General features: G+C 74.1%; 20 protein-coding genes. 12 read left to right on the forward strand and 8 right to left on the reverse strand.

From position 1 onward, the window contains the following. Positions 1 to 48: 48 nt before the first annotated feature. The 6 genes from ctaD to OG617_RS27645 form a co-directional block, all read right to left on the reverse strand. The gene (ctaD, locus tag OG617_RS27620) at positions 49 to 2,052 is read right to left on the reverse strand and encodes a cytochrome c oxidase subunit I (protein ID WP_405095862.1); all 2,004 of its coding nucleotides are present in this window, start codon (positions 2,050 to 2,052) and stop codon (positions 49 to 51) included. Positions 2,053 to 2,160: 108 nt separating this feature from the next. Continuing rightward, positions 2,161 to 2,892 carry an ATP-binding protein gene (locus OG617_RS27625; RefSeq protein ID WP_405095863.1) on the reverse strand — a complete coding sequence of 244 codons (732 nt, stop codon included), beginning with the start codon at positions 2,890 to 2,892 and terminating at the stop codon, positions 2,161 to 2,163. A gap of 73 nt (positions 2,893 to 2,965) precedes the next feature. Next, positions 2,966 to 3,418 carry a DUF4383 domain-containing protein gene (locus OG617_RS27630; RefSeq protein WP_405103982.1) on the reverse strand — a complete coding sequence of 151 codons (453 nt, stop codon included), beginning with the start codon at positions 3,416 to 3,418 and terminating at the stop codon, positions 2,966 to 2,968. 142 nt (positions 3,419 to 3,560) lie between these two features. Continuing rightward, entirely contained in the window at positions 3,561 to 4,718 is a 1,158-nt protein-coding gene (locus tag OG617_RS27635) for a glycosyltransferase (RefSeq protein WP_405095864.1), read from the reverse strand. 76 nt (positions 4,719 to 4,794) lie between these two features. After that, positions 4,795 to 4,950 carry a hypothetical protein gene (locus OG617_RS27640; RefSeq protein WP_405095865.1) on the reverse strand — a complete coding sequence of 52 codons (156 nt, stop codon included), beginning with the start codon at positions 4,948 to 4,950 and terminating at the stop codon, positions 4,795 to 4,797. Beyond that, complete coding sequence (locus OG617_RS27645) at positions 4,947 to 5,927, reverse strand: glucosyl-3-phosphoglycerate synthase (protein WP_405103984.1); 981 nt, start codon at positions 5,925 to 5,927, stop codon at positions 4,947 to 4,949. The genes OG617_RS27640 and OG617_RS27645 overlap by 4 nt, the downstream gene beginning before the upstream one ends. 230 nt (positions 5,928 to 6,157) lie before the next feature. On the opposite strand from OG617_RS27645, the gene OG617_RS27650 reads away from it, so the two are divergent. From OG617_RS27650 to OG617_RS27675, 6 genes are all read left to right on the forward strand, one after another. Further along, positions 6,158 to 7,186 carry a Gfo/Idh/MocA family protein gene (locus OG617_RS27650; protein WP_405095866.1) on the forward strand — a complete coding sequence of 343 codons (1,029 nt, stop codon included), beginning with the start codon at positions 6,158 to 6,160 and terminating at the stop codon, positions 7,184 to 7,186. Beyond that, a complete protein-coding gene (locus OG617_RS27655) occupies positions 7,179 to 8,267 on the forward strand; it encodes a zinc-binding alcohol dehydrogenase (protein WP_405095867.1) in 1,089 nt (362 codons plus the stop codon). Before OG617_RS27650 ends, OG617_RS27655 begins: the two co-directional genes overlap by 8 nt. An 86-nt stretch (positions 8,268 to 8,353) precedes the next feature. Next, complete coding sequence (secA2, locus tag OG617_RS27660; protein ID WP_405095868.1) at positions 8,354 to 10,648, forward strand: accessory Sec system translocase SecA2; 2,295 nt, start codon at positions 8,354 to 8,356, stop codon at positions 10,646 to 10,648. 226 nt (positions 10,649 to 10,874) lie between these two features. Further along, on the forward strand, positions 10,875 to 11,615 hold the full coding sequence (locus OG617_RS27665) for a GAF and ANTAR domain-containing protein (protein ID WP_405095869.1): 741 nt from the start codon (positions 10,875 to 10,877) through the stop codon (positions 11,613 to 11,615). A gap of 146 nt (positions 11,616 to 11,761) precedes the next feature. Then, entirely contained in the window at positions 11,762 to 12,262 is a 501-nt protein-coding gene (locus OG617_RS27670; protein ID WP_396685219.1) for a DUF2231 domain-containing protein, read from the forward strand. A 164-nt stretch (positions 12,263 to 12,426) separates the two neighbouring features. Further along, entirely contained in the window at positions 12,427 to 13,188 is a 762-nt protein-coding gene (locus OG617_RS27675; RefSeq protein WP_405095870.1) for a methyltransferase domain-containing protein, read from the forward strand. A gap of 39 nt (positions 13,189 to 13,227) precedes the next feature. On the opposite strand, the gene OG617_RS27680 is transcribed toward OG617_RS27675, so the two are convergent. Continuing rightward, complete coding sequence (locus OG617_RS27680) at positions 13,228 to 14,151, reverse strand: DUF3500 domain-containing protein (RefSeq protein ID WP_405103986.1); 924 nt, start codon at positions 14,149 to 14,151, stop codon at positions 13,228 to 13,230. Between the two features lie 59 nt (positions 14,152 to 14,210). Continuing rightward, complete coding sequence (locus OG617_RS27685) at positions 14,211 to 14,603, reverse strand: ankyrin repeat domain-containing protein (RefSeq protein ID WP_405095871.1); 393 nt, start codon at positions 14,601 to 14,603, stop codon at positions 14,211 to 14,213. A gap of 238 nt (positions 14,604 to 14,841) precedes the next feature. On the opposite strand from OG617_RS27685, the gene OG617_RS27690 reads away from it, so the two are divergent. The 6 genes from OG617_RS27690 to OG617_RS27715 all read left to right on the forward strand — a co-directional run bounded on the left by OG617_RS27690 (position 14,842) and on the right by OG617_RS27715 (position 18,831). Further along, positions 14,842 to 15,306 carry a cysteine dioxygenase gene (locus OG617_RS27690; RefSeq protein ID WP_405095872.1) on the forward strand — a complete coding sequence of 155 codons (465 nt, stop codon included), beginning with the start codon at positions 14,842 to 14,844 and terminating at the stop codon, positions 15,304 to 15,306. Between the two features lie 59 nt (positions 15,307 to 15,365). Further along, positions 15,366 to 15,857, forward strand: a complete 492-nt coding sequence (locus OG617_RS27695; RefSeq protein WP_405095873.1) for a rhodanese-like domain-containing protein — start codon at positions 15,366 to 15,368, stop codon at positions 15,855 to 15,857. Positions 15,858 to 15,909: 52 nt separating this feature from the next. Next, positions 15,910 to 16,596, forward strand: a complete 687-nt coding sequence (locus tag OG617_RS27700) for a winged helix-turn-helix domain-containing protein (RefSeq protein WP_405095874.1) — start codon at positions 15,910 to 15,912, stop codon at positions 16,594 to 16,596. A gap of 345 nt (positions 16,597 to 16,941) precedes the next feature. Next, the gene (locus OG617_RS27705) at positions 16,942 to 17,547 is read left to right on the forward strand and encodes a winged helix-turn-helix domain-containing protein (protein WP_405095875.1); all 606 of its coding nucleotides are present in this window, start codon (positions 16,942 to 16,944) and stop codon (positions 17,545 to 17,547) included. A gap of 41 nt (positions 17,548 to 17,588) precedes the next feature. Next, positions 17,589 to 18,227: a uridine kinase gene (locus OG617_RS27710; RefSeq protein ID WP_405095876.1), complete on the forward strand. Its 639-nt coding sequence runs from the start codon at positions 17,589 to 17,591 to the stop codon at positions 18,225 to 18,227. A 205-nt stretch (positions 18,228 to 18,432) separates the two neighbouring features. Further along, on the forward strand, positions 18,433 to 18,831 hold the full coding sequence (locus OG617_RS27715; RefSeq protein ID WP_396685234.1) for a TraR/DksA family transcriptional regulator: 399 nt from the start codon (positions 18,433 to 18,435) through the stop codon (positions 18,829 to 18,831). The last annotated feature ends 29 nt before the right edge of the window (positions 18,832 to 18,860 follow it).

Below are 18,860 nucleotides of genomic sequence, written 5' to 3' on the forward strand. Positions count from 1 at the left end.
CGGGGCGGACCGGGTGACCGGCCCGCCCCGCCGCGTGTCGCCCGGGGCTCAGTGCTCGGGTGTGTCGTCCTGGCTGCGCGGGTGGCGCCACCGCTCGTTCTCCCGTTGGGCCGGCTCCGCGCCCGGCGCCTCGGCCTCCGGCGCGTCGGTCTGCTCGAAGCTGGGCCGGCGGATCTCCTCCGGGTCCGGCACGTCCACCGGCCGCGCCCCCGACTGCGGCGCCGGCTGGTACTCGACGGCCTCCTGGGCTCCGTGCGCGCCCTCACCCGACGGGGACTCCGGCACATGTCGTTCGTGGTGCAGCTCCTCGGAGAAGGTCTGCGGCGGCTTCGTGGTGCGCTGCGGCAGGTCCCGGCCGAGGTCGGCGACGAGGTGACCGTACTTGAGGTCGAACGCGGGGCGCTCGGAGCGGATCCGCGGCATCCGGTCGAAGTTGCGCAGCGGGGGCGGGCAGGTGGTCGCCCATTCGAGGGAGTTGCCGAAGCCCCAGGGGTCGTCGACCGTCACCATCGCCCCGAACCGCCAGGACTTCCACACGTTGTACATGAAGAACAGCGTGGACACGCCGAGGACGAACGACCCCACCGTGGAGATCACGTTCAGGGTGGTGAAGCCGTCGCCGGGCAGGTAGTCGGCGTACCGGCGGGGCATGCCCTCGCCGCCCAGCCAGTGCTGCACCAGGAAGGTGGCGTGGAAGCCGAGGAACATCGTCCAGAAGTGGATCTTGCCGAGCCGCTCGTCGAGCAGCCGACCGGTCATCTTCGGGAACCAGAAGTACACCCCGCCGAACGCGGCGAAGACGATGGTGCCGAACATCACGTAGTGGAAGTGCGCCACCACGAAGTACGTGTCGGTGACCTGGAAGTCGGCGGGCGGGCTGGCCAGCAGCACCCCGGTGAGCCCGCCGAGCAGGAAGGTGACCAGGAAGCCGATGGCGAACAGCATCGGCGTCTCGAAGGTGAGCTGGCCCTTCCACAGGGTGCCGATCCAGTTGAAGAACTTCACCCCGGTGGGCACCGCGATCAGATAGCTGACGATGCTGAAGAACGGCAGCAGCACCTGGCCGGTGGCGAACATGTGGTGCGCCCAGACCGTCATCGACAGCACCGCGATCGCGATGGTGGCCAGCACCAGTCCCGTGTAGCCGAAGATCGGCTTGCGGGCGAACACCGGGATGATCTCGGTGATGATGCCGAAGAACGGCAGCGCGATGATGTACACCTCGGGATGGCCGAAGAACCAGAAGAGGTGCTGCCACAGCATCGGCCCGGAGGTGGCCGGGTCGAACACGTGAGCGTCGAGCAGCCGGTCGGCGGCGAGCGCCAACAGCGTGGCGGCCAGCAGCGGGAAGACCAGGATCACCAGCAGGCTGGTGAGCAGCAGGTTCCAGGTGAAGATCGGCATCCGGAACATGGTCATGCCGGGGGCGCGCAGCGTCAGCGTGGTGGTGATCAGATTGACCGCGCCGAGGATGGTGCCGAGGCCGGAGATGACCAGGCCGACGACCCACAGGTTCCCGCCGATGCCGGGGGAGTGCTGCTGCTGGCTCAGCGGGGTGTAGGCGGTCCAGCCGAAGTCGGCGGCCCCGTTCGGGGTGAAGAACCCGGCGACCACCATGGTCCCGCCGAACAGGTACAGCCAGTAGGCGAAGGCGTTGAGCCGGGGGAAGGCCACGTCCGGGGCGCCGATCTGCAACGGGACGATGTAGTTGCCGAACGCGAACACCAGGGGCGTCGCGAACAGCAGCAGCATGATCGTGCCGTGCATGGTGAACGCCTGGTTGTACTGCTCGGGGGAGAGGAACTGCATCCCGGGCTGGGCCAGTTCGGCCCGGATCATCAGCGCCAGCACCCCGCCGATGAGGAAGAAGACGAACGAGGTGACGAGGTACAGCAGGCCGATCTGCTTGGCGTCGGTGGTGCCGAGCAGCTTGAGCAGCTTGGCCCCGGGCAGCGCCGGCCGCAGTGGGCCGGGGTAGCCGCCGAAGCGGGCCGGCGCGAGGATCGCGGGGCCTCGGTCTCGTCCGGGTTCCGTGGTTACCCGCTTGGGCATCGCTTCTCACCCCGTCGTCACGACAGAAAGGACGGGCGTGCTTACCCTGCCCTCCCACCATGTAACCAGGCGAGAGCGGTAATTTCGGTCAATTCCGGGTGAGAGGTGTCAGGTGGCGGGCAGCATCGCCCAGACGACCTTGCCGTCCCCGACCGGCGAACTGCCCCACCGCTGGGCCAGCTCCCGGACCAGCAGCAGCCCCCGGCCGCCCTCGGCGCGCAGGTCCCTGCCCGCGCTCGGGCGGATCGCCCCACCGCTGCCGTCGGCCACGGCGACCTGCAGGTACGACCGGCGCAGCGTGAGCGTCACCTGCATCGGGGTGCCGGCGTGCCGCACGACGTTGCCGACCAGTTCGCTGAGCACCACCGAGGCGGGGCCGACCAGTTCCGGCAGGTTCCACCGCCCGCAGGCGTCGGTGACCAGCTCCCGGGCCCGCCGGCAGGCCCCCGCGACCGGTTCCAGCCGGGCGCGCAGCCGGGGCGCGGCGGCGGCCCCCGCCGTCCGGGTGGCCTCGGCGCAGTCCCGCCGCACCGGCACCACCCGGCCCACGGTCGACTCCGCCAGCCAGCCCGCCGCGTCGGGCGGCGCGGAACAGAGCACGAACGGCACGGCCGGCCAGTCAGCGGCCCGCCGGGCGGCGGCGGTGAACACCGACAGCGCCAACCGGTCGCGCACGGTGACGGAGCCGAGGTCGACCACCAGGGCGTCGGGCTGGTCGGCGAGGCACCGGTCCAGGACCTGGTGCACCGGGCGCATGGTGGCCAGGTCGAGCGCACCGGTGAGCCGTACGACAGTCACCGGCGCCTCGTCGCGGACCTCGCAGGTGATCCGGCTCGACATGCGCGGTCCTCGTTTCCGTGTCGGGGGGTGATCCGCAGATACCCGGCACGGGACGGGGTGAAACGGAGCCCCGTCAGCGCCGGTTCTGGCCCCGGGTGGTGAGCACGCCCAGCGCGATCATCCCGACGCCGAGGAACAGGTGCAGCCAGTTGTCGGCACCGTTGACGGGGATGAAGTTCGCCCCGCTGGAGTGGTCGACCACCAGGCCGTACAGCCACAGCACGAGGTAGATGGCCCCGCCGCCGACGAGGAACGCGCGCGCCCCGGAGACCGTGCGCGCCAGCGCCAGGCCCGCGATCCCGAACAGCAGGTGCACGATGTTGTGCAGGACCGACACCTGGAACAGCCCGAACAGTTTCGCCTCGGAGTCGTGCCCGGCGAAACGCAGGTCGCTGTAGTACGTGGTGACCCCGGGGATGAAGCCGAGCACCCCGATCACCAGGAACACCACGCCGACGGTGGCCGCGACACGGCGCACGGGGGCGCGGCCGTCGGCAGGGTTGCGTCGGGCCCGCGAGTGGGCCATCGGACCGGTCACCGCGATCTCCTCACCGGGTACGGGAAGTCTCGCGGCGCGCGTTCCCGCCGTCGCCGCCCGTAAACCGGCCGCCGGGCCGGGGACGCGCGAGGCCCCCGCCGTCCGCGTACGCCCGGCAGGGGCCCCGATGTCAGGCGGGTTGCAGGTGGCGTGCGGTGGCACCCCGGCGGACCTGCTCGTACAGCCCGACGTACCGCTGCGCCATCACCGCCGGGGTGAACCGCGTCGCGGCCTCCCGCCGGCACTCGTCGGCGTCCAGCGCCTTCGCGGCCAGGACCAGGTCGGCCAGTTCCTCCTCGTCGGTGGTGAGCAGGCCGGTGCGGCCGTGCTCGATCAGCTCCGGCAGGCAGCCACGGGCGGTCGCCACCACCGGGGTGCCCAGGGCCAGCGACTCGACCACCGCCGTGCCGCCGGGCTCCTCCCAGCGCAGCGGGAACAGCGAGGCGCGGGCGCCGGCCAGCAGGTCGTCGCGCTCCTGCCCGGCGACGGTGCCGACCCAGCGGACCAGGTCGCCGTCGACGTGCGGGGCCACCTCGTCGTAGAAGAACCGCACGTCCGGGTTCTGTCGGGCCTCGTCGCCGGCCGCGGCCAGGTCCTCCGGCCGGTGGTACGGCCCGACCGGGCCGGCGAGCACCAGCGGCACGCCGACGCGCTGGGCGAGCCGGGCGCCGACGTCCTGGCCCTTGCCGGGGTTGATCCGGCCCAGGATGATCAGGTAGTCGCCCTTGTCCGGCCGGGGGCGCCGGTCCGCGTCGACCGCGAGCGGGGTGGACAGGTGCACGTGGCCGACCGAGTGGTCGCGCAGCGCCCGGGGGGCGCGGGCGAGCTGCGAGGCGGACACCCCGTTGACCCGGACCCGGTCGCCGCCGTCGAGGTTGCCGTAGAGGGCCGGATGCTTGGCCAGGTCCCAGTGCAGGGTGTGCAGCACCGGCGGGGCGTCCGGGCCCATCGCGGCGAGGGTCGCCAGGCCGACCGCCTCCACGTGGTCGTGGACCAGGTCGATGTCGTCGCGGGTGTGCAGCGCCCGCACCACCCCGCCCAGGTGCGCCTGGGCGATGCCGCAGACCTGGTTGTACGGCCGCTGGAGGGCGTCGAACTGGCCGTCGGGGAAGACGGAGATCTTCTCGTCCACCGGCAGGCTGCTGCTGTCGACGGAGGCGAGGACCACCCGCACGCCGAGCCTGCGCAGCTCCGGCACCAGGGTGGCGATGATGTTCTCGATGCCGCCGTAGCCGGGCGGCGGCACGGACAGCCACGGCCCGGCGTTCATCAGGACGGTCAGGCTCATGCTGGGTTCCTTCCCTCGGCGGGGCCCCCGTCGGCCGACCGCTGTGTGTCACCTACGTGCCCCGCAGCGGGCGTGGTCACGCCACGGCCATCCCGAGCGCTGCGGCGACCCCGTGCGCCACGGCCATCCCGTGCGCCGCAGCCACCCCGTGCGCCGCGGCCACTCTGTGCGAGTGACCGGGGTCGGTCGCCCGGCCGGGACCGGCGAGCCGGACCCGAGGGCGCACCCTCACGCCGCCACCCGGCGGCGCGGCAGCCGGTGGCGCAGCTCCGCCAGCGGGGGCCGCTCCTCGACCGAGACGTCGCTGACCACGATCTCCCGCTCCAGGTTGGGCAGCGCGTCGGAGCCGCCCCGCCGGAACTGGGTGAGCAGGGCCGCCGGCGCGGTGCCCGGGCTGGCCCAGCCGCGCCGCTGCAACCGCGACCACGCGGTCAGCATGATCTGTGCCGACATCCGGCCCAGCGCCGCCGTGTCCTGGTGGCGGTGCTTGCGCTCACCCAGGTCCACCTGGGCCAGCGCGTCCAACCCGACGAGGTCCAGCAGGTCGATCAGCATCGCCGTCTCGACCCCGTACCCGGAGACGAACGGCACCCGCTCCAGCACGCCGCGCCGGCCGGCGTACTCGCCGGCGAGGGGCTGGACGAAGCCGGCCAGCTCCGGCCAGAACAGGTTGAGCAGCGGGCGGGCCATCAGCTCGGTGACCCGCCCCCCGCCGTCGGCCTCCACGCTGGTCGCGCCGACCAGCGGCCGGTGGTAGAAGCCCTTGACGAACTCCACCGACGGGTCGGTCAGCAGCGGGCCGAGCAGGCCCGTGACGAAGTGCGGGCGGAACTCGCGCAGGTCGGCGTCGATGAACGCGACCACGTCCCCGTCGGCGGCGGCCAGCCCCGCCCAGAGCGCGTCGCCCTTGCCGGTCAGCCGGGGCAGGCCCCGGGTCATCTCGTCCTGGCCGACGACCTCCGCGCCGGCCGCCCGGGCCACCCGCGCGGTCCGGTCGGTCGACCGGGAGTCGACCACGATCAGCTCGTCGACCAGGGCCACCCGGTCCATCAGGTGCTCCCGGATGGTCGACACGATCGCACCGACCGTTGCCTCCTCGTTGTGTGCCGGCAGCACCACGCTGACCCGGCTGTCGCCCTTGGCGCGCACCAGCCGCCGCGGCGTCCACTCGCTCGCCGAGGTGGTCCGGTATGTCGCCCACGCCTCCACCACCGGTGAGACGCTCGATTCAGTAGCCCGCACAGACACACCCCCCAAAGATCGCTGCGGAAACACAGGGTGGTGTTTTCCCAAAACCACCCACGCGCTAACCGAATCATCCCTAACAGATTGATCACGGGCCGCACACCGGGCCGTTCACGCAGGTGAACGTTTGGTCGCGCAGCCCCGGGGGGAGTGCTCTACGCGAATACGTGAAACCGTGGTGAGAGGGTTTGTCGATGCGGGTGTGCCGGGTGGGACTTGTCGGGGCCGGCGGGGTGGCGCAACGCCACGCCCGGGTGTTGGGCGGCTTCGAGGACGTGGAGATTCTCGGCGTGACCGACGTGACGCGCAGCGCGGCGGCCGAACTGGCCGACGCGCACGGCGCCGCGACGTTCGCCGACGTGGAGGAGCTGCTCGCGGCCGGCCCGGACGCGGTGTACGTCTGCGTGCCGCCGTTCGCGCACGGCCCGGTGGAGGAGGCGGTCGTCGCCGCCGGGGTGCCGATGTTCGTGGAGAAGCCGGTCTCGGTGGACCTGGACACCGCCGAGCGGATCGCCGACCTGGTGGCCCGGCGGGGGCTGCTCACCGGGGTCGGCCACCACTGGCGGTACCTGCACGTGGTGGACGAGGCCCGCGAGCTGCTCGCCGGCCGGCCGGTGCGGATGGTCAGCGGCGCCTGGCTGGACAAGGTGCCGCCGGTGGACTGGTGGGCCCGGCGGGACAGCTCCGGCGGCCCGGTGGTCGAGCAGGCCGCGCACGTGCTGGATCTGATGCGCGCGCTGGTCGGCGAGGTCACCGAGGTGACCGCGTACGGCGACGGCGCCCCGCCGCCGGTCGAGGGGGCCGACATCGACTCGGTGACCACGGCCGCCCTGCGCTTCGCAGACGGGGCGGTGGGCACCCTCGCCGCGGCCTGCGTGCTCGGCTGGAAGCACCGGGCCGGGTTGGAGATCCTCGCCGACGGGCTGGCCCTGTCGCTGGCCGAGGACGGGCTGACGATCCGGGACGCCGACGGCGAGCGGCACCTGCCCGCCGACCCCGACGGCGCGCGCACCGCCGTCGACCGGGCCTTCGTCGACGCGGTGCGCGGCGTCGGCGACGACGTCCGGGTCCCGTACGCCGAGGCGCTCGGCACCCAGCGACTGGCCCTCGCGGTCGCCGAGTCGGCGGCCACCGGCCGGCCGGTGGCGCTGCCCACCGGCCCGGCCGCGACACTCCGGGCCGCCACCGCGGCGGCCCCGGCGGGGGTGGGCGTCGATGCGTGACCGGGTGGTGGTGGTCAGCGGCCCCGGGAGGGTCGAGCTGGTCGAGCAGGACGCCGGCGAGCTGCGGGACGGAACGTTCCGGGTGGAGACGCTGTACAGCGGGGTGTCCACCGGAACCGAGCTGAGCTTCGTCAAGGGCACCAACCCGTACCTCAACGTCGCCTGGAACGCCGGCCTCGGGCTGTTCCAGCCGGGGGAGGCCAGCACCCCATACCCGGTCGACCGGCTGGGCTACATGCAGGTGGGGCGGGTGGTGGAGAGCCGCACCCCGGCGGTCGCCGTGGGCACCGTCGCTGCGATGACCTACGGCCACCGCACCGGCTACGTCGCCGACCCGATCGCCGAGCGGTTCGTCCCGCTGCCCGACGACCTCGACCCGCTGCTCGGCGTGTACGTCGCGCACATGGGCCCGATCTGCGCCAACGGGGTGCTGCACGCCGCCGCCGAGCTGTGCGGCACCGACGTCCGGTCGCTCGGCGACGGGGTGCGCGGGCGCCGGGTCGCGGTGGTCGGCAGCGGGGTGGTGGCCCTGCTCACCGCTCTGTTCGCCAAGCGGCACGGCGCGGCGTCGGTGGTGGTGCTCGACCCGACCCCGCAGCGCCGGGCGGTCGCCGAGGCGCTCGGCCTGGAGACCCTCGACCCGGACGCCGACGACCCGGCGGTGGTGCTCAAGACCCGGTGGAACCACGCCGCCGGCGACCGGGGCGCCGACGTGGTCTTCCAGTGCCGGGGCCAGGCGTGGGCGTTGCAGCTCGCGCTGCGCCTGCTCCGCCCCCAGGGCACCGTGATCGACCTGGCCTTCTACCAGGCCGGCGCCGACGCCGTCCGGTTCGGCGAGGAGTTCCACCACAACGGGCTGTCGCTGCGCTGCGCCCAGATCGGGCGGGTGCCGCGCGGGCTCGCGCCGACCTGGGACCGGGAGCGGCTCTCGGCCGAGACGATCGAGCTGCTGCGGGCGTACGGCGACGCGATCCGCAAGCACCTGGTGTCGGCGGTGGTGCCGTTCGAGCAGGCCCCGGCGCTGCTCACCGACCTGGCTGAGCGCCGCCGCCAGGAGCTCCAGGTGGTGCTGGCCGGCTGATCGTGGCGGGCCGCGGCGGGCACCTCACCCCGCCGCGGCCCGACCGGGCCACGAAAGCCGGCCGGGGTCGCGTACCGTTGCGGCTCATGGGTGTGTCGCAACGGTTCAAGAGCAGGTTCCGGCGGTTCCTCCAGCGGCCAGGCACCACGGTCGATCTGGGCCCGCTGGAGAAGTTGCTGCCGGCCATCGAGGCCCGCGAGGAGGAGCTGTCGGCGCTGACCGACGCCGAGCTCACCGAGGCCGCCGGTGCCGCCACCGGGTACGAGGAGATCTGCGCCGTCGGCCGGGAGGCCTCCCGGCGCGGGCTCGACCAGCGGCCGTACGACGTGCAGCTGCTCGGCGCGATGGCCCTGCTCTCCGCCAAGGTCGCCGAGATGGCCACCGGTGAGGGTAAGACCCTCACCGCCACGATCGCCGCGTACGGGCACGTCCGGCTCGGCAACGGCCCGGTGCACGTGCTCACCGTCAACGACTACCTGGCCCGCCGTGACGCCCGGTGGATGGAGCCGGTCTACGCCCTGCTCGGGCTGACCGTCGGCTGGGTCAACGAGGCGTCCACCCCGCAGGAGCGGCGCGACGCGTACGCCTGCGACGTCACCTACGTGTCGGTCAGCGAGGCCGGCTTCGACTACCTGCGCGACCAGCTCGTCACCGACCTCGACGACCGGGTCCAGCCGCCGCTGGCCACGGCCATCGTCGACGAGGCCGACTCGATCCTGATCGACGAGGCCCGGGTGCCGATGGTCCTCGCCGGCGCGGTCGGCGGCGAGCAGGACCCGGTGCACGCCGCCGCGGCGCTGATCCGCGGCCTGCGCAAGGGCAGGCACTACACGGTGGCCGAGGACGGCCGCAGCGTCGCCTTCACCTCCGTCGGCCTGGCCGCCGTCGAGGCCAAGCTGGGCGGCATCGACCTGTACGACTCCGAGCATGTCGGGCAGCTCTCCGCGGTCAACGTGGCGCTGCACGCGCACGCCCTGCTGCACCGCGACGTCGACTACATCGTCCGGGACGGCTCGGTGGAGCTGATCGACGAGATGCGCGGCCGGGTGGCCCAGCGCCGCCGCTGGCCCGACGGCCTCCAGGCGGCGGTCGAGGCCAAGGAGGGCCTGGACGCCACCGCCGAGGGCGAGGTGCTGGGCACCATCGCCGTGCAGGCGTACATCGCGCTCTACCCGAAGGTGTGCGGGATGACCGCGACGGCGGTGCTGGTCGGCGACCAGCTGCGCGAGTTCTTCGGCTTGGAGGTGGCGGTGATCCCGCCGAACACCCCCTGCGTCCGCGAGGACGAGCCGGACCGGATCTACGCCACCCGGACCGAGAAGGAGGAGGCGCTGGTCGACGAGATCAAGCGCTGCCACGACAAGGGCCGGCCGGTGCTGGTCGGCACCCTCGACGTCAAGGAGTCCGAGCAACTCGCCGCCGGGCTGAACGCCGCCGGGGTGTCCTGCGTGGTGCTCAACGCCAAGAACGACGACGAGGAGGCGGCGATCATCGCCGAGGCCGGCGCGTACGGCGCGGTCACCGTCTCCACCCAGATGGCCGGCCGGGGCGTCGACATCCGGCTCGGCGGCAGCGACCAGGCCGACCGGGACCGGGTGGCTGAGCTGGGCGGCCTCTACGTGATCGGCGGCGGCCGGCACGACAGCCGCCGCGTCGACGACCAGCTGCGCGGCCGGGCCGGCCGGCAGGGCGACCCGGGCGGCTCGGTCTTCTGCGTCAGCCTGGAGGACGACCTGGTGGTCCGGCACGCCGGCGACGCCGTGCCGGCCTCGCCCCGGATGAACGCCGACGGCCTGGTCACCGACCCGCAGGTCGACTACGCGGTGGAGCACGCCCAGCGGGTCGCCGAGGGCGTCAACCACGAGATCCACCGCAACACCTGGCGCTACAGCGTGGTGATCGAGCAGCAGCGCAAGGCCCTCGCCGAGCGGCGGGAGCGCCTGCTCACCAGCGACGTCGCCGCGCTGATGCTGCTGGAGCGGGTGCCGGAGAAGGCCGAGGAGATGGACGAGGACCTCCTCGCCCGGGTGGCCCGGTGGATCGCCCTCTACCACCTCGACCGGCTGTGGGCCGAGCACCTGGCCGAGCTGTCGGAGGTGCGCGAGGGCGTGCACCTGCGCGCCCTGGGCCGGCTCGACCCGCTTGACGAGTTCCACCGGGCGGCGGTGCCGGCGTTCAACGCGCTGGTCCCGGAGATCGAGACCCGCACCATCGACACCTTCACCGAGACCGATTTCGACGACGACTGGGAGCCGGACGAGTCGACCCTGGTCCGCCCCAGCGCCACCTGGACGTACCTCGTCCACGACAACCCGTTCGGCTCTGAGCTGGACCGGCTCATCGCCTCGGTGGGCCGGCGGCTCAGCTCCGCCTCGCGCTGACCGCCGCCGGGAGGCTCCCCCGCTCGGGGGAGCCTCCCGGCCGCGGCGACCCGGCGTCCACCCCGGCGTTGATCGGGAAGGAGGCCGCTTTTCGGCCGTTTCGACCTGGGTTGGCCAGGGTAGTAGCCCGGGTCGGATTAATCGGGAGAGAGCAGACGATGACACAGCCGAAGGGCGGCGCGCGGCGCCGGTCAAAGGTCGTCCCCACGACGGGGGCGGGGGCCCGGTGAACCTGGAGACGCAGGCACCCGACACCGAGACTCTGAGCGTTCTGGAAACCGCGGCGCTGCTGCGGGAGCTGACCGCCGGCCTCATCGCCGTGACCGATTTCGACGAGGCGCTGAACCAGTTGGTCCGGATCGCCCGCGCCGCCGTCCCTGGGGTCACCTGGTGTGGCTTCACCGCCCTACGGGCCGGGGAACCGGCGGGGGTAGCCGCCTCCGACCCGGCCCTGGCCGGCCTGGACGACCTGCGCCCCGGCCCCGACTCGCCGGCGATGAGCGCCATCCACCGCCGCGAGATGATCCTCTCGGAGAACCTGGTCCGGGAGTCCCGCTGGCCGGCCTGGACGACCCAGGCCCGCGACCTCGGGGTGCGGGGGGTGATCTCCGCGCCCGTCGACGTCGACGAGCAGGTGATCGGCGCGATCAACCTGTACGCCTCGGCGCCGGCGGTGCTGACCACCCGGCACCAGCTCACCGCGATGCTGCTCGCCGAGCATGCCGGGCTGCTGCTCGCGGCGGTGCGGGACCGGGAGCGGCGGGCCACCCAGGCCCACGAGCTGGATGCCGCGCGACTCGTCGACGGGGTGATCGGGCATGCGGTTGGAGTGATCATGACCCAGCGGGGCTGCCCCGCCCCGGAGGCGCTCCAGGTGCTGCGCAGCGCCGCGCTGTCGCTGGGCATCCCGGTGCGGGACGTCGCCGAGCGCCTCGTGGTGACGGTCTCCCGCTCCCGGGAGAACTGACCCACCACCGGTCCGCTCGACGGCGGTCAGCCGGCCCCGTGGTGTCCGATGTGCGTCCCGCTTCGGTCGGCCCGTCGTTTCCCTCCCGTCGTTCAGGGGTAGCACCCTGGATGCTGGTGAGCTGAGACGAAACAGGGGAGGGCACGATGGAGAGCCGGCTGCGGGTGCACGGGCACCCGATCCAACCGATGCTGGTGACGTTCCCCTTCGGGCTCTTCGTCAGCGCTGTGGTCTTCGACCTGGCCGACGTGGCCGGGGGTCCGGCGTTCCTCGGAGAGGTCGGCTACTGGACGTCGGTCGCCGCGCTGTTCGCCGCCGGGCTGTCCACCGTGGCCGGCATGGTCGACCTGTGGGATGCCACCGGTGACCGGACCCACCGGACCAAGATCACCTTTAACCTGGTCAACGTCGCGATGGCTGCGCTGTTCCTGCTGACCTGCCTGATCCGGTCGCACTCGCCGCAGCGCGGCGCGACCGGCGCGATGCTCGCCGCCGAGCTGGTCGCGCTCGGCGTGGGCGGGGTCGGGGTGTGGCTCGGCGCCCGCCTGATGCGCCAGTTCGAGTCCGCCCGCGCCGAGGCGGACACCCTGGACGCGCTGGGCGGCGTGGCCGGCCCGACCGTGGAGATCGCCCGCCCCCGCGCCTGAGCCCCGTCGGGTGCCGCCGGCCGTCCGCCGCTGGCGGTCCGCCGCCGCAGCCGTCCACCACCGGCGGGTGTTGGCGGGTGGCGTCGTCGTGGTGGTGTCGGCGGGTGGGGGCGGCCGGGGCGAATCGGGTTGCTCCACCGTCCGGCGGCGGCCAGGCTGGCCGGATGAGCGGGCGAGGGACCTTCGAGCAACTGGTGGCCGAGGGCGCGGCCGTGCCCGTGCGGGGCTGGGACTTCTCCTGGCTGAACGACCGCGCCTCCGAGGAACGGCCGCCCTGGGGCTACGCCCGGCTGGTCGCCGACCGGATGGCGCGGGCCGACGCGGCGCTGGACGTGGACACCGGCGGCGGCGAGGTGCTCGCCGAGGTGCCGCACCCGCCCCGGGTGCTGCTGGCCACCGAGGCGTGGCCGCCCAACGTCGAGGTGGCCCGGCACACGCTGGGCCCGGTCGGCGCGACGGTCCTGTGGGTCGCCGGGAGCGGCGAGCTGCCGGTGCGGGACGCCACGCTGGACCTGGTGGTCAGCCGCCACCCGGTGAGCACCCGCTGGGACGAGGTCGCCCGGGTGCTGCGGCCGGGCGGGACGTTCCTGTCCCAGCAGATCCGGGGCGGCACCGTACGGGAGCTGAGCGAGGCAATGCTCGGCCCGCTGCCCCCGCCCGTGCGCCAGTTGCCCGAGCAGGCCGTGGCCGCCGCGGAGGCGGCCGGGCTGACGGTGGTCGACCTGCGCGAGGCGACCCTGCGCACGGTGTTCCACGACATCGCCGCAGTGGTCTACTTTCTGCGCAAGGTGGTCTGGACGGTGCCAGGGTTCACCGTCGTGCGGTACCGCCCGCAGCTCGCCCGCCTGCACGACCGGATCGAGCGCGAGGGCCCGTTCGTCGCCCACGCCGGGCGGTTCCTGATCGAGGCGGTCCGGCCCGCCTGACGAGGCACGGCGGCCTCGGGGCGGGGCCGGCCTCCACGTTCAGCGGTGTGCCTCCGCGCGGTGCGCGGCGAGCACGTCCGCGCCGAAGTCGCTGGCCGGGCGGCGCAGCACGGTGTGCGCGTGGTTGCCGTCGTCGCTCGTGTTGTCGTACTCGATCAGCAGGTCGTCGCCCTGCACCCGGTAGTAGTGGCGCTGGCCCGGCCGGGTCGGGCCGGCCCAGGCGAAGTGCAGCGGGCCGCCGGCGAGCCGGCCGGCCTCCCGGACGGCGAGTTCCGGCGGCAGCCGGTCGAGGTACACGGCGACGAGCTGGTCGAGCATGGCCCGGCCGGTGGGGCCGAGCCGGTCGGCCGGCACCCCGAGCGGCGTGATCGACCCCGGCGCGTCCGGCCGGGTGGCGCTGATGATGTCGGCGGGCGCCTCGTCGGCGACGATCGCCGCCGCCCGCCCCGCCGGGCCGATGGCGTCGAGCAGGGCGCGGGCCAGGTCCTCCTCGACACCGAGGGGCCTCGACACCGGGTACCCGGCGTGCCGGACGGTGGCCGGGTTCGCGCCGAGGAACACCGGGGCGGGGGAGACCTGGTCGTCGACCACGGTCATGCTCACCGACAGGTGGTGGCCCTCGAACCGCCACGCCCACCGGTCGTCGCGGGCCGGGTCGCCGAAGACCGCCACCCAGTAGTCGCCGCTGTGCCGCCCGCGCCGCCAGCCCTCGGCCCGGTCCAGCACCTCCTCCAGCGCGACGACGGCCATCGCCTGCGCGTACGCCGCGGGGCTGAGCCCGGTGGCCAGCAGCCGGTGTGCGGCCTTGCGGCCGGCGCGGTCCAGATCGGCCAGGCAGACCCCCGGTCGCGGCCGGGGCCGGTACTCCAGCCACCGCCGGGCGGCGTCGTCGAAGGGGCGGGCCGCGGCGGCCCGGGCCGCCGCGTCGAGCGCGTCGAGCAGCGCGGTGCCGGCCGTGCGCATCTGTTCGGGTACGGGATCCTCCACCGACCCTGTATACCCCGCCCGGGATTGTCCCGGGGTCAGCGGGCGGTGAGCAGGTCGAGCATCTCCGGCAGGTCGAAGAAGCGGGCGGTGTCCACCGCGGACGGGCCGCCGTGCTCGGGGTCGGCGCCGGCGGCCAGCAGCGCGCGGACCGTGTCGGGGTTCTTCCGGAACACCGCGGCGGCCAGCGCGGTCTGGCCCCGGTCGTTCACCCGGGCGTGGTCGGCGCTGCGGGCCAGCAGGGCGGCGACGGTTTCGGGGTGGTTGTGGTAGGCGGCCAGGATCAGCAGCGTGTCGCCTTTGTCGTTGGTCATGTTGACCGGCAGCCCGGCGTCGACGTTCCCGCTCAGCTCCTCGGTGGCCCCACCACGGGCGAGGTCGAACATGCGGTGGGCGAAGGCGAGGGTCTCCGCGTCCAGGTCGTCGCTCATCCGTCCAGGTTAGTCGGCGGGGGCGGCGGGCGGCCTGATAGCTTGCCGAGCCGGCGCGGGGAGGTGCGATGGACGACAGGGCGGAGCCGCCGATCCGCCATTGACCGCCGCCGCGCGGACGACGCCGGACGCGGCGTGAAACCCCGTGTCTCAGCATGCGGTATTACCTACTAAACCGATAGGGTTTGCATCCTATGCTGTCGGGGCACGCGTCACCGATTCCCCGTGAGGTCCCACCATGGTCACCAGCCGCCGCCGTTCCGAGCCCGACCTGCTCGCCGTCGCCGCCCGGTACGCCGCCGACCCGGCCGGCTGGCCGGTCCCGCTGCACTTCGACCCCGACGAGCGGTGGTACACCCGGCTCGCCGTCGCCGCCGACCACGAGGTGTGGGCGCTGAGCTGGCTGCCCGGCCAGGGCACCGACCTGCACGACCACGGCGGCTCCTCCGGGGCGTTCCTGGTCGTCGACGGCGTCCTCACCGAGGAGACGGTCAGCGGCGGCCGGCTGCGCCCGCACCGCCTCGCGGCCGGGTCCGGCCGCCGGTTCGGCACCCGGCACGTGCACGTGGTGACCAACCGCGGCGACCGACCGGCGGTCAGCGTGCACGTCTACCGGCCCGCGCTGACCCGGATGACCCGCTACCGGCTCGTCGACGGGCGGCTGGGGGTGGCGGAGGTCGCCGAGGCCGGCGTCGCCTGGTGAGACCCCAATTGACCCCGACCGGGCGGACGACCGCCCGCCGTCCCTGGAAGGACCGAGAAATGTCGCACGACCACACCCAGGACTGTTCCGTCCCCGTGCCGCCCCCCGGCTCCCGGGGCATCGACGACATCCTCGCCGAAGCCCGGTCCCGACTGCGCCGGCTCGACCCGGAGCAGGCCCACGTGGCGTACCGCGGTGGCGCGCTGCTGGTGGACATCCGGCCGGCCGCGCAGCGTGCCGCGCACGGCACCGTGCCCGGCTCCCTCGCGATCGAGCGCAACGTGCTGGAGTGGCGCTTCGACCCCCGCTGTCCGGCGCGACTGCCCCAGGCCGTCGGCTACGACCTGCCGGTGGTGGTCCTCTGCCAGGAGGGCTACACCTCCTCGCTCGCCGCCGCCGCGCTCCAGGACATCGGGCTGCACCGCGCCACCGACGTGGTCGGCGGCTTCGCCGCCTGGCGGATCGCCGGTCTGCCCACCCTCGGCCCCACGCCCCCGCTCCGTTCCCCGTCTGTCGCGTCGCCGGTGACCGCCGGCCTAGCGCACTTCTGACCGCCGCGCCCCACCGGGCGCGGCGGACGGCATCGCCATCCCAGGAGGCATCATGTCCGTCGTCGCCATCTCCCCGCGTCTCCATCCGTCGGGGCGCGCCGACCGGGCCCCACAGGGCCGCCCCGACCGCGCCCCGACGGGGCGGCCCGACCGCCTCCCGCCGGCCCACCTCCGGTCCGCGCCGACGCTGACCGTCACCGTCGAGCTCACCCCCGGGCAGTTGACGCCCCGCCTCGCCCGGCTCGTCGAGCTGCTGCGGGAGCTGGCCGAGTCGGGGGAGGGCATGCTGCTGGCCGGCCCGTCGGAGCACCGTCGGGTGGTGGTGGAGCCGTGGGCCCCGGCGGAGCGCGGCCGTCCCGCGGAGGCCGGGCCGGAACCGGACGGCACCCCGGCCGGGGCGCGCCCCTTCGCCGTCTCCCCGCCGCCGGAGGACCCGGACGAGGTGCGCATCCTGGCCGCGTCCCGGGTGGTGCGGCAGGGCTCGCGGGTGATCCCGCTGACCCGCATCGAGTTCGACCTGCTGCACTTCCTGGCCGTGCACCCCCGCCGGGTCTTCACCCGCCTCCAGTTGCTCAGCAGCGTCTGGGGCTACGAGCACGCCGTGGCCCGCACCGTCGACGTGCACGTGCGCCGGCTGCGCGCCAAGCTCGGCGACGTCACGCCCCTGGTCACCACCGTCTACGGCGTCGGCTACCGGCTCGCCGACGAGGCCCGGGTCAGCGTCGACCCGCACCGCTGAGCGACCCGCACCGCTGCGCCGGCCCGCCGCCCCCGCGACGCGCGCGGCGTACCCGCAACGGGGTGCGCCACGTCCGCGTGTCGGACGGCGGCGACGCACTGCCGGGCGCCACCGCCGCCGAAACGGCGATGCGGACCCGGCGGGCACCCCCCTATCCCGTCATCGTGATGACTCTGCTGTAATCATCAAACCTCGTACGCAGAGCGAGCATTCGGCTCCGATGTGTTCGTCAATTGTCACATCCATGCAACGCTGCCGCCCCTTGACCCTCACCCGGGCGCCGGGAAGCATCGAGGCAGCGGCGTCCCGGGCCGTGGGATACACCCGGACCAGCCAAGGAGGACCATGTCGGTCAGCCCCGCCTCGTCGCGCGCCGGATGGCATACGTCCCAGCCTGCGGTCCCCGGTCGTCCCCCCGGCGGTCAGCGCCGCCCCGCGAACACCACGGCGCCCGTGCTCACCGTGACCCTCCACATCTCGCTGGCCGCCGAGGAGTCGCTGACCCCGGCGGCCCGCCAGCTGCTCGACGTGGCCCGGGAGCTGCTCGAACGGGGCGAGGCCGTCGTGTCCACCGGCCCCGCGCCGGAGCGCCGGCCGGACCAGGCGCCCGGCGGTCGGTCGCCGTCCCGCCCGCTGGCCTCGATCGTCCCGGCGCTGCACATCCTGGCGTCGTCCCGGTCGGTGTTGCGCGACGGCGAGCCGCTGCCCCTGACCCGGCTGGAGTTCGACCTCCTGCTGCACTTGGTCGCCCACCCGCGCCGCGTGTTCACCCGGCTGCAACTGCTCAACGCCGTCTGGGGCTACGAGCACGCCGGGGTACGCACCGTCGACGTGCACGTGCGCCGGCTGCGCGGCAAGGTCGGGGTCGACGTGCCGCTGGTCACCACCGTCTACGGCGTCGGCTACCGGCTCGCCGACGACGCCCGGGTCACCATCGACCGCAGCGCCTGACCCGCCCGGCCACGCGCCACGCGACCGGGCACCATGGTCGGATGCGGGTACGACCCATCTCCCCCGAGCGGCTCGTCACCGAGCTGACCGAACGGCTCGTCGCCGCCGAGGCGCCCGGCCGGCTCCGGGTAGCCGTGGACGGTGCCCCGGCGGCGGCCCCCGACGCGTTGGCCGCCGCGCTCATCGACCCGCTGCGCGCGCTCGGCCGGCCGGTGCTGCACGTCCGGGCCGAGGACTTCCTGCGGCCGGCGTCGGTCCGGCTGGAGTTCGGCCGGACCGACCCCGACGCGTACTACGAGAGCTGGGTCGACGAGCCCGGGCTGCGCCGGGAGGTCCTCGACCCGGCCGGGCCGGGCGGCACCGGGCGAATGCTGCCCTCACTCTGGGACGCCCGCGCCGACCGGGCCAGCCGGGCCGGGTACGTCACGCTGCCGCCCGACGGGATCGTGCTGCTCAGCGGCGCGCTGCTGCTCGGCGGCGGGCTGCCCGTCGACCTCACCGTGCACCTGGAGCTCTCCCCGGCCGCGCTGGCCCGGCGCACCGACCCCGCGCTGCGGTGGACCCTGCCGGCCTTCGCCCGGTACGCCGAGGAGGTCGCCCCGGCCGGCTTCGCCGACGTCGTGGTGCGCGTCGACGACCCCCGGCACCCCGCCCTCGTGGAGCCGGTGTTCCCCGGCTGACGGCGCGAACCGACACGGTGACCGAAGCCTCGCCGGGCGGGAGGCAGGGACGCGCGCCCAGGGGCCGGAAAACTCGTCGGTTTGACGGCCCGGGAGATGGGGTAATCGCCCGGCTCACAGGGCGCGGGTGATCTCGCTCGCGCGCACGTAAGCGGGGTCCGGGACATCCTCCCGGAGCACCAGGCCACACGAAAGGCAGGCAGCGATGCTCGTCCACGACACGGTAGCCACCGGCCGATCGCAGGCGGACGCCGACCAGATCCGGGCGTCCCTGCGGGAACGCTACGACGAGCTCTCCGCGGAGTACGAGCAGGCGATGCTCCAGAGCCAGGTACTGCGGCTGGTGGAGGTCGGCGACACCGCCGGCGACGACCAGGCCGACAGTGGCACCAAGACGGCCGAGCGGGACACCGCGCAGTCGCTGCTGCGCACCATCCTCGACCGCCGGGCCCAGTTCGAGCACGCCCTGACCCGGCTCGACGAGGGCACGTACGGGTTCTGCGAGGGCTGCACGGTGCCGATTCCCGTGGAGCGGCTGGAGATCTACCCGTCCGCCACCTCCTGCGTGGCGTGCAAGCAGAACCGGGAACGGCGGGCAGCCTGAGCGTGCGGCCTCCGGGCGCAGGTCGGATG

The organism is Micromonospora sp. NBC_01412, from assembly GCF_045040215.1.
Lineage (GTDB): Bacteria > Actinomycetota > Actinomycetes > Mycobacteriales > Micromonosporaceae > Micromonospora > Micromonospora rubida.

Excerpts from the sequence above, each read along its gene's own strand:
- OG617_RS27710 (WP_405095876.1), top strand. The coding sequence starts at position 17,589 with ATGCGGGTACGACCCATCTCCCCCGAGCGGCTCGTCACCGAGCTGACC.
- OG617_RS27630 (WP_405103982.1), bottom strand. The coding sequence starts at position 3,418 with ATGGCCCACTCGCGGGCCCGACGCAACCCTGCCGACGGCCGCGCCCCC.
- OG617_RS27675 (WP_405095870.1), top strand. The coding sequence starts at position 12,427 with ATGAGCGGGCGAGGGACCTTCGAGCAACTGGTGGCCGAGGGCGCGGCC.
- OG617_RS27680 (WP_405103986.1), bottom strand. The coding sequence starts at position 14,151 with ATGCGCACGGCCGGCACCGCGCTGCTCGACGCGCTCGACGCGGCGGCC.
- secA2 (WP_405095868.1), top strand. The coding sequence starts at position 8,354 with ATGGGTGTGTCGCAACGGTTCAAGAGCAGGTTCCGGCGGTTCCTCCAG.
- ctaD (WP_405095862.1), bottom strand. The coding sequence starts at position 2,052 with ATGCCCAAGCGGGTAACCACGGAACCCGGACGAGACCGAGGCCCCGCG.
- OG617_RS27670 (WP_396685219.1), top strand. The coding sequence starts at position 11,762 with ATGGAGAGCCGGCTGCGGGTGCACGGGCACCCGATCCAACCGATGCTG.
- OG617_RS27705 (WP_405095875.1), top strand. The coding sequence starts at position 16,942 with ATGTCGGTCAGCCCCGCCTCGTCGCGCGCCGGATGGCATACGTCCCAG.
- OG617_RS27625 (WP_405095863.1), bottom strand. The coding sequence starts at position 2,892 with ATGTCGAGCCGGATCACCTGCGAGGTCCGCGACGAGGCGCCGGTGACT.
- OG617_RS27700 (WP_405095874.1), top strand. The coding sequence starts at position 15,910 with ATGTCCGTCGTCGCCATCTCCCCGCGTCTCCATCCGTCGGGGCGCGCC.
- OG617_RS27650 (WP_405095866.1), top strand. The coding sequence starts at position 6,158 with ATGCGGGTGTGCCGGGTGGGACTTGTCGGGGCCGGCGGGGTGGCGCAA.
- OG617_RS27655 (WP_405095867.1), top strand. The coding sequence starts at position 7,179 with ATGCGTGACCGGGTGGTGGTGGTCAGCGGCCCCGGGAGGGTCGAGCTG.
- OG617_RS27695 (WP_405095873.1), top strand. The coding sequence starts at position 15,366 with ATGTCGCACGACCACACCCAGGACTGTTCCGTCCCCGTGCCGCCCCCC.
- OG617_RS27690 (WP_405095872.1), top strand. The coding sequence starts at position 14,842 with ATGGTCACCAGCCGCCGCCGTTCCGAGCCCGACCTGCTCGCCGTCGCC.
- OG617_RS27715 (WP_396685234.1), top strand. The coding sequence starts at position 18,433 with ATGCTCGTCCACGACACGGTAGCCACCGGCCGATCGCAGGCGGACGCC.
- OG617_RS27685 (WP_405095871.1), bottom strand. The coding sequence starts at position 14,603 with ATGAGCGACGACCTGGACGCGGAGACCCTCGCCTTCGCCCACCGCATG.
- OG617_RS27635 (WP_405095864.1), bottom strand. The coding sequence starts at position 4,718 with ATGAGCCTGACCGTCCTGATGAACGCCGGGCCGTGGCTGTCCGTGCCG.